The 15502-nt window shown below is 62.3% G+C and carries 12 protein-coding genes and 1 tRNA gene; 7 read left to right on the top strand and 6 right to left on the bottom strand.

All coding sequences use genetic code 11. The annotated features are described in order from the left end of the window. The first annotated feature begins 33 nt into the window (after nt 1-33). Nucleotides 34-1584, top strand: coding sequence for an acetolactate synthase large subunit (locus I0K07_RS05945; RefSeq protein WP_203291925.1), 1551 nt, complete (start codon nt 34-36; stop codon nt 1582-1584). Here the strand turns inward: I0K07_RS05945 and I0K07_RS05940 are convergent. After that, nucleotides 1581-3410, bottom strand: coding sequence for an ATP-binding protein (locus tag I0K07_RS05940; protein WP_203291924.1), 1830 nt, complete (start codon nt 3408-3410; stop codon nt 1581-1583). The genes I0K07_RS05945 and I0K07_RS05940 overlap by 4 nt on opposite strands. Before the next feature lie 259 nt (nt 3411-3669). Here I0K07_RS05940 and I0K07_RS05935 point away from each other — a divergent pair, with 259 nt between their 5' ends. After that, nucleotides 3670-4116: a hypothetical protein gene (locus I0K07_RS05935; RefSeq protein ID WP_203291923.1), complete on the top strand. Its 447-nt coding sequence runs from the start codon at nt 3670-3672 to the stop codon at nt 4114-4116. 9 nt (nt 4117-4125) lie between these two features. Here I0K07_RS05935 and I0K07_RS05930 read toward each other — a convergent pair whose 3' ends face one another. Both I0K07_RS05930 and I0K07_RS05925 read right to left on the bottom strand, forming a co-directional pair. After that, a complete protein-coding gene (locus tag I0K07_RS05930; protein WP_203291922.1) occupies nt 4126-5634 on the bottom strand; it encodes a vanadium-dependent haloperoxidase in 1509 nt (502 codons plus the stop codon). A gap of 136 nt (nt 5635-5770) precedes the next feature. Then, complete coding sequence (locus tag I0K07_RS05925; RefSeq protein ID WP_203291921.1) at nt 5771-6493, bottom strand: hypothetical protein; 723 nt, start codon at nt 6491-6493, stop codon at nt 5771-5773. Between the two features lie 253 nt (nt 6494-6746). Here I0K07_RS05925 and I0K07_RS05920 point away from each other — a divergent pair, with 253 nt between their 5' ends. Further along, entirely contained in the window at nt 6747-8018 is a 1272-nt protein-coding gene (locus I0K07_RS05920; protein WP_203291920.1) for a S41 family peptidase, read from the top strand. 244 nt (nt 8019-8262) lie between these two features. Here the strand turns inward: I0K07_RS05920 and I0K07_RS16030 are convergent, their stop codons facing one another. Both I0K07_RS16030 and I0K07_RS05910 read right to left on the bottom strand, forming a co-directional pair. Next, nucleotides 8263-9261 carry a HEPN domain-containing protein gene (locus I0K07_RS16030; protein ID WP_203291919.1) on the bottom strand — a complete coding sequence of 333 codons (999 nt, stop codon included), beginning with the start codon at nt 9259-9261 and terminating at the stop codon, nt 8263-8265. A gap of 415 nt (nt 9262-9676) precedes the next feature. Further along, nucleotides 9677-9753 (bottom strand) — tRNA-Ile (locus tag I0K07_RS05910). 210 nt (nt 9754-9963) lie between these two features. Here I0K07_RS05910 and I0K07_RS05905 point away from each other — a divergent pair. Next, entirely contained in the window at nt 9964-10674 is a 711-nt protein-coding gene (locus I0K07_RS05905; RefSeq protein WP_203291918.1) for an SIMPL domain-containing protein, read from the top strand. Nucleotides 10675-10718: 44 nt separating this feature from the next. Here I0K07_RS05905 and panD read toward each other — a convergent pair whose 3' ends face one another. Beyond that, nucleotides 10719-11084 (bottom strand): aspartate 1-decarboxylase, encoded by a 366-nt coding sequence (panD, locus tag I0K07_RS05900; RefSeq protein ID WP_203291917.1) that lies wholly within the window; start codon nt 11082-11084, stop codon nt 10719-10721. Nucleotides 11085-11338: 254 nt separating this feature from the next. Here panD and I0K07_RS05895 point away from each other — a divergent pair, with 254 nt between their 5' ends. The 3 genes from I0K07_RS05895 (at nt 11339) to I0K07_RS05885 (ending at nt 15499) form a co-directional block, all read left to right on the top strand. Next, a complete protein-coding gene (locus I0K07_RS05895) occupies nt 11339-12082 on the top strand; it encodes a hypothetical protein (RefSeq protein WP_203291916.1) in 744 nt (247 codons plus the stop codon). After that, nucleotides 12082-12996: a M23 family metallopeptidase gene (locus I0K07_RS05890; RefSeq protein WP_203291915.1), complete on the top strand. Its 915-nt coding sequence runs from the start codon at nt 12082-12084 to the stop codon at nt 12994-12996. Before I0K07_RS05895 ends, I0K07_RS05890 begins: the two co-directional genes overlap by 1 nt. A gap of 61 nt (nt 12997-13057) precedes the next feature. Continuing rightward, nucleotides 13058-15499, top strand: a complete 2442-nt coding sequence (locus I0K07_RS05885) for an ATP-binding protein (RefSeq protein WP_203291914.1) — start codon at nt 13058-13060, stop codon at nt 15497-15499. Nucleotides 15500-15502: the final 3 nt, after the last annotated feature.

Below are 15502 nucleotides of genomic sequence, written 5' to 3'. Positions count from 1 at the left end.
CAAGACGCGAAAAGCGAAGCAAGGGGAAGGTCGATGTTTGCTGCAGAGAGCCTGGTCAGAACGCTGATCAATCAAGGTGTGGAAGTCTGTTTCACCAATCCGGGCACATCGGAAATGCACATGGTGGCCGCTCTCGACCGGATCGAGGGCATGCAATCCGTGCTCTGCCTCTTCGAAGGTGTGGCGACCGGCGCGGCGGATGGCTATGGCCGCATGGCTGGCAAGCCGGCCTGCACCCTGCTCCATCTCGGCCCGGGCGTCGGCAATGGCCTGGCCAATCTGCACAATGCCCGCCGCGGCTATGTTCCCGTCGTCAACATTGTCGGGGATCATGCCCGTCATCACCTGGAACTGGATGCCCCGCTGACCAGTGATGTCGATACGGTGTGCGAACCCATGTCCCGCTGGGTGGGCCGGGTGAATGACCCGTCGGAAGTCTCCAGCATGGCCGTGGAAGCCGTGCGCCAGTCCTATGGTCCGGAACGCGGCGTCGCCTCACTGACCCTGCCCGCTGATTGCGCCTGGTCGGACGAGGAGCCGGACGTGCTGGAGGCCCAGCCCATGCCGGGCCCGAACCCGGTCGGCGCCAACACGGTTTCAGCCGTGGCTGAAGCGATCAAAGCGGCCAAGTCACCCGTCCTCTTCCTGGGCAATGATGCCTGTCTGGAAGCTTCGCTGGAGACAGCCGGCCGGATAGCCGAAGCGACCGGCGCCCAGCTCTTCATGGACACGTTCGTGCCGCGCATTTCGCGGGGCCAGGGCCGGGTCTCGCCGCGCCGCCTGGCCTATTTCGGCGAGCAGGCGCTGGAGGAACTCGCCGGCAGTGATCTCCTGGTCATCGCCGGCTCCAAACCGCCCGTCGCCTTCTTCGCCTATCCCGGCCTGCCGGGCGAGCTGACGCCGGAGGGCGCGAAGACGGTGCATCTGGGCGGGCCGGCCGATGATATCGGACAGGCGCTGAATGACCTGGCCGACGCGCTGGGTGCCGACACGCCCTTGGCCAAGCCGGAGCGCAGCCAGGCGCCCAAACTCTTCCCGGATGAAAAGCTCAATCCCGGCTATGTCGGCATTTCCATGCTGCGGCACATGCCCGAGGATTCCATCATCTGCGACGACTCGACCACGTCCGGCATGGGGGTCTTCCCCTGGATCGATAATGGTCCGCGCCATGAATGGCTGTGCCTGACCGGCGGAGCGATCGGGTCCGGCATGCCCCAGGCCGTCGGCGCGGCGCTGGCCTGTCCGGACAAGCAGGTCTTCGCCCTGTGTGGTGACGGCGCCGCGGCCTATACGCTTCAGGCCCTGTGGACTCAGGCGCGCGAGAAGCAGAATGTCATCAATATCGTCTTCGCCAACCATTCCTACCTGGTGCTCAATGTCGAGCTGTCCCGGGTCGGTGCCGGCGAGCCGGGTCCGGCGGCGCAGCAAATGCTGTCGCTGGACAATCCGAAAATGGACTGGGTGAAACTGGCCGAAGGCTTCGGCGTTCCGGCGCAGCGGGCCCATACCGCCGGTGAGTTTGATGATGCGCTGAAGGCGGCGATCCAGGCCGGCGGGCCGCACCTGATCGTGGCCGAAATCTAGGCCCGCATCGCACCGGCACGAACAGCCGGGCCCGGATCGGCCTGCTCGGCGGGCTCGGTCAGAATCCCGGCGAGAACCTCGCGCAGGTCCGGCAATTCCACCGGTTTGGGCAGATAGGCCGAGAAGCCTTCCGCCTCGAACTGGCGGCGATGATCTTCCGAGGCCAGGGCCGTGACAGCCACGACCTGCGCCGTCGCCGCCTTGCGGTTCTGGCGGATGCAATGCATGGCGCTGACGCCATCCATTTCCGGCATCTGGATGTCCATCAGGATGACATCATACTGAGTCGCCGCCGCCTTGTTCACGGCTTCGCGGCCGCCGGACGCCACATCAATGATCAGTTCGTCGCTCTGGACGAGTTGCTGGACCATGGCGCGCAGGACGAGTTGATTGGTCACAACATCGTCGACCACCAGAATACGCTTGAGACCAACCGGCACGATCTTGGCGATCGCGTCCGGTGTCGGCGTGGCGACAGGCGCCGTCCCCGGTTCCAGGGCCAGTTCCACCGTGAAGGTGGAGCCGCGGCCCGGCTCACTGGAGACAGCAATCCGGCCACCCATCATGTTCAGCAAGCGGCGGCAGATCGCCAGACCCAGACCCGTACCGCCATATTTGCGGGTGGTGGAGGCATCCACCTGGCTGAACGCGTCGAAAATCGTGTCCTGCTTGTCGCGCGGAATGCCGATACCGGTATCCTTGATCACGATGCGGATCGGCACGCGGCCATCGGCCTGCATGCTGCCATGGGACAGATTGACGGTGATCTTGCCGCGATGGGTGAATTTCACCGCATTGCAGATCAGATTGTTGAGCACCTGGCGCACGCGGGACGGATCGCCCTGGACATCCAGGCGTTCCTCGGCCTTTTCGCGCTGGACAACCAGTTCCAGCCCCTTGGACTTGGCCTGAGCCGACCAGTGTTCTGTCGCGGCCTCCACCATTTCGACCATGTCGAAATCGCGCGTCTCCAGCTCCAGCGCTTCGGCCTCGATCTTGGACAGGTCCAGCACATCATTGAGCAGGCCCAGCAGGGATTTGCCCGAGGTATCGATCAGCTTCAGCGAGTGCTTGTGCTCATCGGACAGGGACGGGTCCTGCAGCATGACGCTGGTCATGCCCAGCACACCATTGAGCGGGGTGCGGACCTCATGGCTCATATTGGCGATGAATTCGGATTTCGCGCGATTGGCCGCCTGGGCGGCTTTCAGGGCGACCTTGAGCCGGTTGTTATTGCGGGTCAGCGCGTCCTGGGCCTCCTGGGCCGCCGAACGGAAGCTGGTCCCGAACAGAACGATCCACAGGCAGGACATGGCCGCAGCCGTGACCAGGATGTTCAGCATTTCCTGCGGGCTGAAGGCCAGTTCGCCGCCATCTGCCTGATAGGCCGACCAGACGATGTAGCCGAAATAGAAACCGACCGGGAGGATGGCCACCAGAACAGCGCGCATGCCCCAAGCGATATAGGCACCCAGCAGAATGCCCGGCACATAGAGTGTGGAGGGCGGGAAGGAGCCGCGATTGGCGACCGCCGCCAGGGCGACCACGGCGGATCCCATGGTGATCATCAGGGCGATGGTGAAATTCGGACGGCGCAGCCAGAGGCCGATACCGCCGAGCGCGCCGCCGACAACGCCGCCGATCAGGCCCAGTTCCACCATGCCGGGGCGGGCTTCGACGACGAAGGCCATCAGGGCGGCATTGACCGCGCTCATCAGGGTGAAGACGCCGGTAAAGGCCAAGGCAATACGGCAGCGCACCGCATGGTCGAGATCGACCTGCGGGTTCGCGCCTGTCAGCTGATCCACCCAACGCCAGAAATTCATCGTCACCCTCACTTCACCTGGCTGTATAAACGATGGGCGTTAAGGAAACGCCGCACAACCTTTAATCAATTTCGCGTGCAAGCTTTACACAATTTTTACAACGCGAACGCCGCACCCCGGTGAGAGCCCCACACGCCCAGGATGCGATCACTCATATTCTATGAGATCCGACTTAACAGGGTGGAAACGCTGACTGCGCATGCTCACGCGCAACGAAACCGGGGCCAGAAGGGCAACCGGATAAGGATGGCGAGGCGATATGTATACCGAAGACGGTTTCGAACTGAGACCCGTCGGCGATACGATGGAACTCTACGCGTCAGGCGAGATCTTCCATGAGGACGAACCGCAGATCGTGCAGTCCGTCCGCCGCATGCAAACGCATTTCCCCACCCCCAAGATTCTCTGCGATGTCCGGCTGGTCGCCTTCATTCTCGACGAGGATGAGTTCGAATACCGCGCCCGGGCGATCTCTGCCCTGCTCAAGGATTTCACCGCGGCCGTGATCTGCTTGGCCGATCAGCGTGATTTCACCGAACGCATGGCCGAACTGACGCGGGCGCAAGACGGCAAGATCGAGATCTTCAATTCCAAGGCCGAGGCCCGTGACTGGCTGGAATTGCAGACCGGCGAGCAAGGCCCGCCGGCATCATCCCGGTCCCACAGCGCTGATGTCTGGCAGGAGCGCCAGCGCAAGGCCGGCTGACCGCTGCAATCAGTCCGGACGGACCGGATCCGCAATCTCCGCGGTCCCGTCGAAATAGGACTGGATGATAGGCCAGTCATATGCCGACACGCGCCGCCCCATCGCCAGGCCTTCCACATTGTCCGCCATGATGTGATAGCCACCCAAGAGGCGGGAAATACCGGCCATCTCGGCGGTCTCGGTGAAGGTCGGGAATTCCAGGACCACCGGTGTGTGTTCATAGCCCGGCTCGGTCATCGCTCCGGCCTGCACTTCCACGGAATAACCGAATTCATCATCCCCGGTGAAACGGCGCAGCGTGTCCGCTGCGGCAGCGGAGATGGTGGAATGCCCGGACGGATAGCCGCCAAAAGGCGGGGTCGGGAAGGTGCGCGGCGAATAGGGATGCCATTCCGTGGCCGTCACTTCGACCGTACCCTGGCCCGGACCACCCCAGGCCTCGATCACTTCCTCGCCGCGATAATGCCGGATCAGCGTCCAGGGGCGCGAGGTGTCGTAATAGATTTTGCTGTCCCAGGAGGCGATGAAGGCATCCATGGAGACATTGGCGACGGCGAAATACATCCGCACATCCGTGTCCAGATCATTGCGGTCCCGGCAGGACACGACCTGGGCCATTTGCAGCCAATGGCCGGACTGGCCTGTCGAGGCCGGCCCATCCCGCATGAATTCGACCAGCGCCTTCTCCTCGTTGGAGAGATTGGCATTCATTTCCTCGACCTGCAGGGCCTCGGCTTCCAGCTGCTCGCTGCCGACCAGGGGCGGCGGCGGTGCCCGGAACTGGTCACTGCTTTCAAGGCCGAACGTCTGGACACGGTACCAGTGCGGCGTCAGCCAGGACTGCACCGCCGTGCCGCCCATCCCGTCAGACGCCGGGATCGGCTGCCAGCGGTCGGCATCCAGGATTACATTGGGGTGATTGGCCGGGCGGTACATGATGTATTGCGAATAGGGCGTGCCGTCGGAACCGGCCTCATCGCCCAGCTGGTTGGCCCCGTCATGATGACGCGCGGCGATCACGGCCTCGGCGGCGAGCCGGCCAATCCCTTCCGGCGTGGCCGGATCGCGCCCGGCGAAATCCGGATCGAAACCGGCATCGGCAAAACGGGTCCGGATATGGTCTTCCAGGCTGGGGAATTGGTCGAGCAGGGCGACATAGCTGGCAAAGGCAATCGCGATCTGCTTATTGGCCTCGGTTCGCTCACCCTCCGGGCGGCGCAGCGCCGCGCCATAGCGCGTGCCGACCGCCGCATCGTCATAGGCGGCCCAGGCATCGAACATGGCGGTTTCCACGATCGCCATCTGGCGCGACAATACGGTCGGCCGCGCGCCCACCTGCAAAACCTCACGCGCCGACACTTCCAGCAGCACATCCGTCCAGTGATAGGCGGCGCTCGGCTCGAACGCCTCATCGCCGGCCAGATCGGTACATTGCTGGATCGCGGACGCATCGGCCGGCGGCGGCACCTGCTTCATCAGCGCCGAACCCAGACCCAAAGCCACAACCATGGACAACATGACAACTCTCCCCTGTCGCGCGCAGGTTGATCCCCTGACGCAACGCAATCAAGGCCTTGGCTGAGATTGTCGCGGGAGGTTCACACAGGGCGCATCCGGTTGGCGCACCGGTCGCAGGGGATTCATCCCGCCCGCATCACCCGGCGGACAGGCCGAACTGGTAGCTCACCAGGACAATCCCGGCGATCTGGGCGCCGACATTCGCAATCACGTTCAGGATCAGGATGCACAGAGCCAGCAAGGCCGCCCGCCAAAGCCGACCGAAGGCCGAGGCGACCGGAAAGGCCGCGCGGTAGCCGGTCAGCGCATCCAGCAGGAAGGTCACCGCGCCGATCACGTAGCCGATCATGGCGACCTGGGATGACGGGACCAGCGCCAGGGCGGGCAAGAAGAGCACCAGCAGGGTGGCACTGGGGATCATCACGCCGAACACGCGCCGGAGCGCCAGGCTGTAGGTGGCGCGCTCGCCCCAGAAGGGGAAGAAGCCCAGGACAAGGAGAAAGAGGGCAAGCTGGACCATGGGCGCAAGGGCATAGATCCACAGTGCGGCCCGCTCACCCAATTGTTGGAGGGTCATGCCCTCCGGCGGCACAAGACCCGCATTGCGGAACCCCTCCGCATAGGCGGCCACCAAGGGCGTGTCGCTTCCGATCCAGATGAATTGGAACAGGGAGGTCAGGGCAATCAAGGACAGCCACAATCGAATGGACGGCGTGAACCGTCCGTCCCAGCCAGCATCCTGCGCCGCGCTGAAATAGACCGCCGGACGGATCCAGATCACGCCGATGGAACGCAAGCCCCGGATGTTCAGACCGAAGACATCCTCGGCCAGATCATCAACACCGATTTTTTCAGTCACGGAATCCCCCCTGCAGGCCCGGCCCCAGTCTGACAGACTGGGACACAGATACCAGCGCCGTCATCCTGCTGGACCGGGCGTGTCGACACGGGTCCGACCCGACGCGATTGCAGGCTGACGGATCGGTGTCGGGTTGGTGTCGTGTTCAGCCGCCCAGTGCCGTGCCAGTAGAGACCAAACCAATGAAAGTCTGCTCGACCGCTTGCCCATTCGCAGGCCATGGCAAGACACCCTGACAAAACGAGACTGACAGATGATTTCAGACCTAACCAAACACGCGCCGCGCAGCCTCCTCCTGTTGGGCGCCCTGCTGGCGACCGCCCCGAACGCCCACGCCTTTCAGGACGAGCGCCAGATCGCATGGCAGGAAGATATCGAAGTCTATGCGGAGACGCTGGAAGCCCGGCATATCGACCTCTTCCACTCTCTGCCGCGCGACCGGTTCTACAGTCAGGTCGATGCGCTCACGGCATCATTGCCCTCCCTGTCGGATCCCCAGATCGTGGCGTCGCTCATGCGCATAACGCACGCGATCGGTGACGGGCATACCGCCATGCCGCTCTGGGGCTCCGGCTATCACCGCTATCCGATCGAGGTGAGATGGATCGGAGGCGAGGCCCTCATCGTCGCAACATCCCGGGACAACATCGCCCTGCTGGGCGCCCGGATCACCCACTGGAATGGCCAAGAGATGGACGCCGTTCTGGAGCAATTGGCGCCCTATCTCCCCTTCGTCGAGAACCCGCATTCCGAAGCTGTCCGGGTAGGGATGTATCTCACCATTGCCGAACTCGGGCACGCCATCGGCCTGTCGCCAAGCGCGTCGACCACCCGCATCACCCTTGAAAAGGACGGCAGGCGGCAAACGCTTTCCCTTGACGCTGTCACCACGCAAGCGTTTCGCGAGCGTGTGGACCAGCACATCAGCTATCGCCAGCCGATGGGTCCAGGCCCGGATGTGATCGAGGCCCCGGGCATTCGCTTCGCGGCGCTCGACGATAAAAATCTGGGATATATCCGGTTTGACAGTTATCCGTCCGAGGACGCGATGGACGCCTTCGCCCAATCGGTCGCCGAGGTGCTCGAAGCCCGGGGCATTCGCAATATCGCGATCGATTTCCGCGAGAATTTTGGCGGCAATTTCTATGTCGGACTGCTGCTGGCCGAGTACCTCAATCTCGTCGATACGCTGGACTGGCAGAATGGGGTCTATGTGCTGACCAGCGGCATCACCTTCTCCGCGGCCATGTCCAATTCCGCTCAATATGCCGACTTGCTCAATGCCCGCCGGGTCGGCGAGCCGACCGGTGCCACACCGTGCGGCTATCAGGACATGGGCCAGTTCAACCTGCCCAATTCCGGCTTCCTGATCACTTATTCCAAGCGCCGCTTCTGCTTCGCCGAACCCGTTGACGAAGCCCTGGCACCCGATGTCCGGATTGCGACGACTGCGGACGACTACCGGATGGCCCGCGACCCGGTTTTGGAGTGGGTCATCGACGATATTGCCGTGCGGTCTGAATAGGCGTCTGGTCCAAATTTCGGAGATGAGCGACATGGCCGAACCCGCAGGGTTCGCAAGCGCGCCGGCGCGTCGGCCCCTGATGGGCCGCCCCGTCGGCGACTTTCGCGCAGCGCACTGCCGTAAGATCGAGGAAATGGTGGGCCCGGAGGAGTCATGTAAAGTAAATATTTTCAATTACTTAAATGGGAAAAATCTTACAAACCATGTGATGCGTTTCAATGAGTTACAAGTGAAGTTACAAACCTCACTTAAATTCACCACCAAGCACTATGCGCTTCCACGCATCTTCGTTCGGCCTACTTTGCAGTGTCAAAATTTTGTCGACTGCGCGAACGAAAATGTCGGCCGCTTGATCGAGTAGACCTACGTCGAATCCTCGCTTCAACTTTCCCTGGTGAGCGGCGGTTGATCGCGCGCCATAAATCGCTTTCATCACACCGAAAATCTCGAGCCGCTTTTCTACGTCCTCGCCAAGCAACCAAGAAGCCCGTTCAGCAATCCTATGACTGATCTCACTACTATTATCGCCAATGAATAAACTTTCGAGCGCAATAGTCAGATTTATCGAACGGTCCACATCGTCCCTGTCCAGCAAAGATCGATGATATCTTTCCAGAATACGCGACAATAGCTCACGAGTCTTGGTTGGCAGAGCAATGAGTTTGTCGATTCTTTCTGCGACCGGTTCGATTGAAAACAACTCCGGCATTATGTGGTGGTACGCCTCATTTCCTGTGGGAGAGTAGCCGAGATCAGGACCAAAATCTGTGTAAGTGAAGTATGGCAATTTGCGAATTCCGGTGTTTCTGGAGAGCGCGATGACCCGGACCACTTCGTCAATTTCGGATTTTACCCGCGCTACTTCCCCAAGCCAGCTCTGGGGCAAACCCGGCCCAGTTTCTGTGAACACCGGCGCCAACCTCGTTTCAAAAACCAATGCAGCAGTGTCATCCGCGCTAAGACCCGGAATGGTGTCAGACATTAGCGAAAGCAGAGACGCCGGAAGATCACGAACATCTGAAATGGTTGCTGCTGCAAACACACCGTTGGATAGCTGCCGACTTTGTAGAAGTTCCATTCGCATCAACGGCACCACGACGACAAAACGAAGGCTCTCACCGTCGATGGTTTGCTCAAATTTTTCTACCGCAGCGTCAAGGTCACCATCCGGGCCCATCGTCCACAGCAGGAAACGGGCAATGTCCCGCTCTCCAATTCCGCGAGCTCCATAGCTCGTCGGCACTTTTCGGCCTTCGAACCTCTTGGTCCAAGGGTCGCTTCGCACTTCCCTGAGCAAATTCGAGTAAAGGCCAAACTCAGGGATAGGTCCGTGAAGTAGGACATCTATGTCAATCGAGCTGTGCTCATGTTCACGAAAGTGGGACTGAACCCGGACAATCACTTCCCTTGACGCATCTCCCACCATTTCGTGCGCTCCAATCCGTCGAACCAAGTAAAAGTTGAACGCAATCAAAAGAACAACTCAAGCGCCGCAACGCGAGCTGTACGTCCACAATTTCGTTCAAACGAAGCAAGACCATTCCCCTCGCCCCGAAAAGACTGGAACGACACCAACCATCCGAGGCACCAAAATCCCAAAAAGTTTGTAAGTTTCGGAGCGTTCTTTTAGTAAGTAGTTTCAAGTACTTAAAAAGATTTGGTGGGCCCGGAGGGACTCGAACCCCCAACCAAGCGGTTATGAGCCGCCGGCTCTAACCAATTGAGCTACAGGCCCGCGCGGATGGCGCGTGGGCAAGGAATACGAGGTGTGGCGGCGCGCGCCAAGCCGGGATTGCACGCTTTCATGACACAGGCGCAATCATGGTGGCGATTGTCGGGCCCGCGCGTTCAGGCTGCAGACAGGCGTCACATGTTCGGGTTAGGACATGATCCAACACACCGGCCCGCACCGGTCTGCCTGACAGCCCCCAAAAGGAGCGCACCCATGTTTCGTACCCTGCTTGTTTCCTCCGCCGCCCTGGTCAGCTTGGCCGCCCCGTCGGCCCTCGCTCAGAGCGAGGCCGATATCCCGACACTGAACCTGTCCGCCTCGGCCAGTGTTCAGATGGCGCCGGAATACGCGATGATCAGTTCCGGCGTCGTGACCCGTGCGGACAATGCCCAACAGGCGGTCCGCGAGAATGCCCGCATGATGAATGATGTCTTCGCCGCTCTGCGCCGGGCGGGCGTCGATGCCAGCGACATGCAGACGGCCCAGCTCTCGGTGTCGCCGGTCTATTCGGAAAACCGGACCAATAACCAGGTCCAGCGCGACATTATCGGTTATGAGGCCCGCAATACCGTGTCCGCCAAGGTGCGCGACACCAGCGCGGTGGGCCAGGCCATCGATGCCATGGTCGGGGCCGGTGCCAATAATATCAACTCGGTCCGCTTTGGTGCCGAGAATACGGATGACGCGATGGACGAGGCCCGCCGCGAAGCGATTGCCAGCCTGCTGGCCCGCGCCGACCTGTTTGCCGATGCCGCCGGGTTTGAGCTGTGCGGGATCCGTTCCATGAGCGAAAACAGCTATTCGCCGCAGCCGGTCTATATGGAACGCGCCTACGGCATGGTGTCGGACAGCGCCACACCCGTCGCCGCTGGCGAACTCACCGTGACCGCCACCGTCAATGCCAGTTTCTGCATCGCGGACTGAAAGCCAAAAGAGCCGGACGCGGGATCGCCCCGTCCGGCTGCCGGCTAGGCTGCTTGCGGCTTGGTCTTGATCTGGTTGTGTTCGTCCAGCAGGACCACGGTCGGCTGGAATTGCTCCGCCTCGACCGCTTCCATCTCGGCATAGGCCACCACAATGATGCGGTCGCCCGGCTGGGCCAGACGCGCTGCGGCACCATTAATGCCGAAGGTGCGGCTGCCGCGCGGCGCTTCGATGGCATAGGTGGTGAAACGCTCGCCATTATTGATGTTGAGCACATCCACCTGCTCGTACGGCAGGATGCCGGCCGCATCGAGATAATCACGGTCGATCGAGATCGAGCCTTCATAATGCAGATCCGCCTGGGTCACGACCGCACGGTGGAGTTTGCATTTCATCATGGTGAGGCGCATTGCGCTTCTCCTGGACACTACATTTTGCGGTGCACATAGGCTGAACAGCGCACAAATTCAACGGCGCGTCGCTGAATAGTCGGCCAACGCGGGTGAAGTGATCCACCCGAATCCCTTAGCGAAGAATGAAACGCGTGGCGGGCCCGCCGCCTGCAGGCACGCGGCTTGCAATCCAGGGTGGGAATTTCGCTCATCCTGGCGTCATGCAATTTGTGGAAAACTGCGCTATGCTTGTCCCGAGGGGGAGATAATTGATGACCCGACGCTATCCGTGGCTGACGTCCGTCGCTGTCGTGCTGCTGGTTTCCGCCAGCAGCGCCGCGCAGAGCGTGCCCACGCAACCGACCGGCCAGCCGGTCCCGACCCAGATCGACCCGACACGCCTCAACACGTCGAATCTGCAGCCCCTGCAGGCGCAGACCGTGCAGACGGCCACGCCGAGCGAACCGGTGGCCGTCCAGGTCAATTGGGACCAGGCCCGTGTCGATGCCCGCGTGGCCGCGGCCAATTCGGCCCAGAATTTTCGTCCGGAAGTCGGTTTGTCGCGTCAGGTGCGGACGTTCCCGGTCCCCCGCAATCTCGACCCGGAACGCCTCGCCCAGACCGAAGTGCCGATCCTGGTGCCGACCTATTCCGCCCTCGGCTTCAGCCGGGAACCGCTGACCATGATTTTCCCGCGCGGGGATTTCTACACCCTCTCCATCACTGGCGAGGATGTCCTGGTGGAGGTGTTCTGCACGCGCCTCGCCCATGCACAGCCCAATACGGCGATCTCCGCCCGCCGCATTCGCGGTTCCGGCCCGGAAGGCTATCGCACCGAACAGACCGAATACGGTCGGGAAGTGTCCTTCACACGTTACGGCATCGCCTATTCGATCACGATCGAATGTGATGACCCCGAAGGGGATGCCCGCTGCGCCTCACCCCAATACGGGCGCGGCCTCATGGATTCCCTGCAGATCCTGCCGGGAACCCGCGGATCCCTGGGAGGCCCGTAATGTCACGTCCTGTCGAACTCTCCCTCGCCGCCGCGGTCGCGGCTGCCGGCATCGCCGCCATGATCTGGTGGCCGCCGCTCAAGGATGACGCGCCGGAACCGGCTGCCCCGGTTGAGGAGCCCGCCGAAGAATTGGTTGAGGAACCTGCCGAGGAACCGGTCGAGGAACCCGCGGAAGAGCCCGCCGAAGAGCCCGCAGTGGAACCGGCTGAGGAACCCGCCGAAGAACCGGTTGAAGAGCCTGTGGAAGAAGAGCCGGCCGAGCCGGTGGATGCCTCCGGTGACACCTTCTCCTACATGCCGCCCGGCGATCTGATCGAGGACAGCGGCACCGGCCAGACCGAACAGATCAATTACGCCCCGGCCATGCGCTTCCCGATGGAGATGGGACAGGCCTATGCCAATTCCCAAGTCTACATGCATGGCGGTTATCTCGGACCGGGGGGCGGCCAGTGCCATGCCGAGAACTACACCTATGCCTGGCGCGACAATTTCTGTGAGACGCGCGGATACTCCACCCCGCTCTGCCCGGCCGGCACCGGACACCAGGGCCAGGACATCCGCCCGGCCACCTGTCAGGATGACACGCATTGGGCCGTCGCGGCCGAGAGCGGCACGATCACCTCGATCGGCTCCTATTCGGTCCGCCTGATGACCGATGAGGGCGTGCGCTACACCTATCTCCACCTGGACAAGGACACGCTCCTGGTCGAGGTCGGCGATGAGGTGGAACGCGGCGACCGGCTGGGTTTCGTGTCGAATGAATTCGGCAATAGCGCGACCACGATCCACCTGCATTTCGAGATCAAGATGGCGATGACAACGCCGGACGGTCTGCAGAACACGGTCGTGCCGCCCTATCTGGCCCTGGTTGAAAGTTATGAGCGCCTGCTGGACGGCAGCGAAACCGACTAGTGGCATAAGGCGACGTTAACCCCGATCGGCTTTACTGTCCGGCCCAACAGCGCGCCCGGACATGACCCGAATTCGACCCTTTTTCCCCTTGATTGCCGGACTGGCCTGCCTTGCCGCTTTCTCGGCACTGGCCTGGCAGATGCGGGCCCAGGAGCGCTATGCGGTCCGGGTTCATCTGGAAGAGATCGCCACCAATATCCGTTTCAACCTGGCCGACCGGGTCGGGGACAATCTGGCCTCCCTGGAACGCATGGCCGACCGCTGGATGATGTCCGGCGGCATGACGGAAGATCGCTGGCGCGTGGATGCGGGCGCTTATGTCGCCGACCAGCCGGAGCTGCAGGCCGTGCAATGGGCCAATCCGGACTATCGCCTGGCCTGGATCGAGCCGCTGGAAGGCAATGAGCGCGTACTGGGCCTGGACATATTGTTCGAGCCCTATCGCGCCCAGGCCGTGATGGAAGCGGTCAATAACCGTCGCACCAATTCCAGCGCCGCGATCAGCCTGGTCCAGGGCGGATCCGGTTTCCTGACCTATTTCCCGCTCTTCGTGGAAGAGGAATTCGACGGTCTCCTGGTCGGCGTGTTCAATATCGACACCCTGGTCCAGACCTCCATCCCGGATGTCTATCCCGAATACATCGCCATCGTGGTGGGCGAAGCGGGCAATCCGATCCAGACAACGGGAACACCCGCAACGACGGACATCTCCGCCCACCGCACGGTGGAACTGCCCGGCTCTGTCTGGACACTGGATCTGTATCCGACCGAAGCCCTGTTCGCCGAAGAGTATTCCAAGACCCCCTTGGCCGTTTTCCTGATCGGGATTTTCGTGGCCGCCGGCCTGGGTTCCGCGCTGCACGCCCTGCGCCGTCTGGCCGCGCGCGAGCACCAGCTGCGCGAGGACCGGGAAGCCGCGGTCGACGCGCTGGAACGCGGCCGTGAACGCATGGAACTCGCAGTGCGCGGCTCGGCTGCCGGTTTCTGGCACTGGAATATCGAGACCGATGCGCTCTACCACTCGCCGCGCCTGGTGCAATTGCTCGGCGGGCCGGAAGAGGCGCTGACCACCACGTCCGCCACCTTTGCCGGGCGCCTGCATCCGGATCACCGCAAACCCGTGATGGACGCGCTCAAAGCCCATGTCGCCGGTTCGGGTTCCTATAATGAGCGCGCGCGCTTGCTGTGCGAGGACGGATCCTATCGCTGGTTCCACATTCGTGGCCTGGCCCATCGGCGTCATGGCCGTGCCGTGCGCATGGCCGGTTCCATCACCGATATCACCGATCTGGTGCAGGCCCGCGAACAGGCCGATGCCGCCAATCGCGCCAAATCCGAATTCCTGGCTAATATGAGCCATGAGATCCGCACGCCGATGAACGGGATTCTGGGCATGGCGCGCGTGCTCGCCAAGACCGGCCTGCCCGAGGATGTCCGCGGCAAGCTGGACATCATCACCCGTTCCGGCGACACGCTGATGCACCTGCTGGACGATATTCTCGACCTCTCCAAGATCGAGGCCGGTCAGGTCGTGCTGGAAAACACGCCCTTCTCCCTCGCCAAGATCGCCGAGCGCGCCCAGATGCTCTATGCCGACGCGGCCGAACGCCGCGGGCTGGAACTGATCGTCGACGTCAACGACCCCGCCGGCCAGGACCGTGTCGGCGACCCGACCCGCCTTTCCCAGATCGTCCATAATCTCGTGGCCAATGCCGTGAAGTTCACCGAGCACGGATCGGTGACGCTGACGATTGAGGCGCCGGCCGATGAAGACACCGTCACCCTGTCCGTGCGCGACACGGGCGTGGGCATGACGCAGGAACAGTGCGAGGCCGTGTTCGGGAAGTTCGTGCAGGCCGACAGTTCCACCACACGCCGCTATGGCGGCACCGGTCTGGGCCTGGCGATCTGCAAGGGTCTCACGGACCAGATGGACGGCGTGATCACGGTCGACAGCAAGCCGGGCGAAGGCACGCATTTCATTGTCGCGCTTCCCCTGCCACTCAGCGAACACCAGGAGACCGAGATGCAACCAGCCCAGCCGCAGGCAGCCGATGGCGGCCTCACCCTCGACGGGCATCCGCTGCGGGTCCTGGCGGCCGAGGACAATGACATCAACCAATTCGTGCTGCGAGCCTATCTCGCCCAGCTGGGTGTCGAGGTCGACATGGTGCCCAATGGCCAGGCCGCGGTCGAAGCCTTCCAGGCCCGCGATTATGACCTCGTCCTGCTGGACATCCAGATGCCGGTGATGAATGGCGAGGACGCGGCCAGCACCATCCGCCAGTTCGAGCGCGAGCAGGATCGCGTGCCCAAGCCGATTGTCGCCCTGACGGCCAATGTCATGTCCGACCAGGTTGCCCGCTATACCCGCCTGGGCTTTGACGCCCACACCGAAAAGCCGATCGACCCCGCCAAGCTGGAACAGACGATGCGCCAGCTGGTGGAAGGCTATCGCGTGCGCCGTGACGCCCGCCCGATGCGGGAAAGCCGCGCCAGCTGACTG

Source organism: Maricaulis parjimensis (assembly GCF_016817355.1).
Classification (GTDB): domain Bacteria; phylum Pseudomonadota; class Alphaproteobacteria; order Caulobacterales; family Maricaulaceae; genus Maricaulis; species Maricaulis parjimensis.
Note: the sequence above shows the minus strand (reverse complement) of the source record. Positions and strands in the feature narration are given on the sequence as shown.

Coding starts and splice junctions, on each gene's coding strand:
- I0K07_RS05945 (WP_203291925.1), top strand. CDS start 34: ATGTTTGCTGCAGAGAGCCTGGTCAGAACGCTGATCAATCAAGGTGTG.
- I0K07_RS05940 (WP_203291924.1), bottom strand. CDS start 3,410: ATGAATTTCTGGCGTTGGGTGGATCAGCTGACAGGCGCGAACCCGCAG.
- I0K07_RS05935 (WP_203291923.1), top strand. CDS start 3,670: ATGTATACCGAAGACGGTTTCGAACTGAGACCCGTCGGCGATACGATG.
- I0K07_RS05930 (WP_203291922.1), bottom strand. CDS start 5,634: ATGTTGTCCATGGTTGTGGCTTTGGGTCTGGGTTCGGCGCTGATGAAG.
- I0K07_RS05920 (WP_203291920.1), top strand. CDS start 6,747: ATGATTTCAGACCTAACCAAACACGCGCCGCGCAGCCTCCTCCTGTTG.
- I0K07_RS05905 (WP_203291918.1), top strand. CDS start 9,964: ATGTTTCGTACCCTGCTTGTTTCCTCCGCCGCCCTGGTCAGCTTGGCC.
- panD (WP_203291917.1), bottom strand. CDS start 11,084: ATGCGCCTCACCATGATGAAATGCAAACTCCACCGTGCGGTCGTGACC.
- I0K07_RS05895 (WP_203291916.1), top strand. CDS start 11,339: ATGACCCGACGCTATCCGTGGCTGACGTCCGTCGCTGTCGTGCTGCTG.
- I0K07_RS05890 (WP_203291915.1), top strand. CDS start 12,082: ATGTCACGTCCTGTCGAACTCTCCCTCGCCGCCGCGGTCGCGGCTGCC.
- I0K07_RS05885 (WP_203291914.1), top strand. CDS start 13,058: ATGACCCGAATTCGACCCTTTTTCCCCTTGATTGCCGGACTGGCCTGC.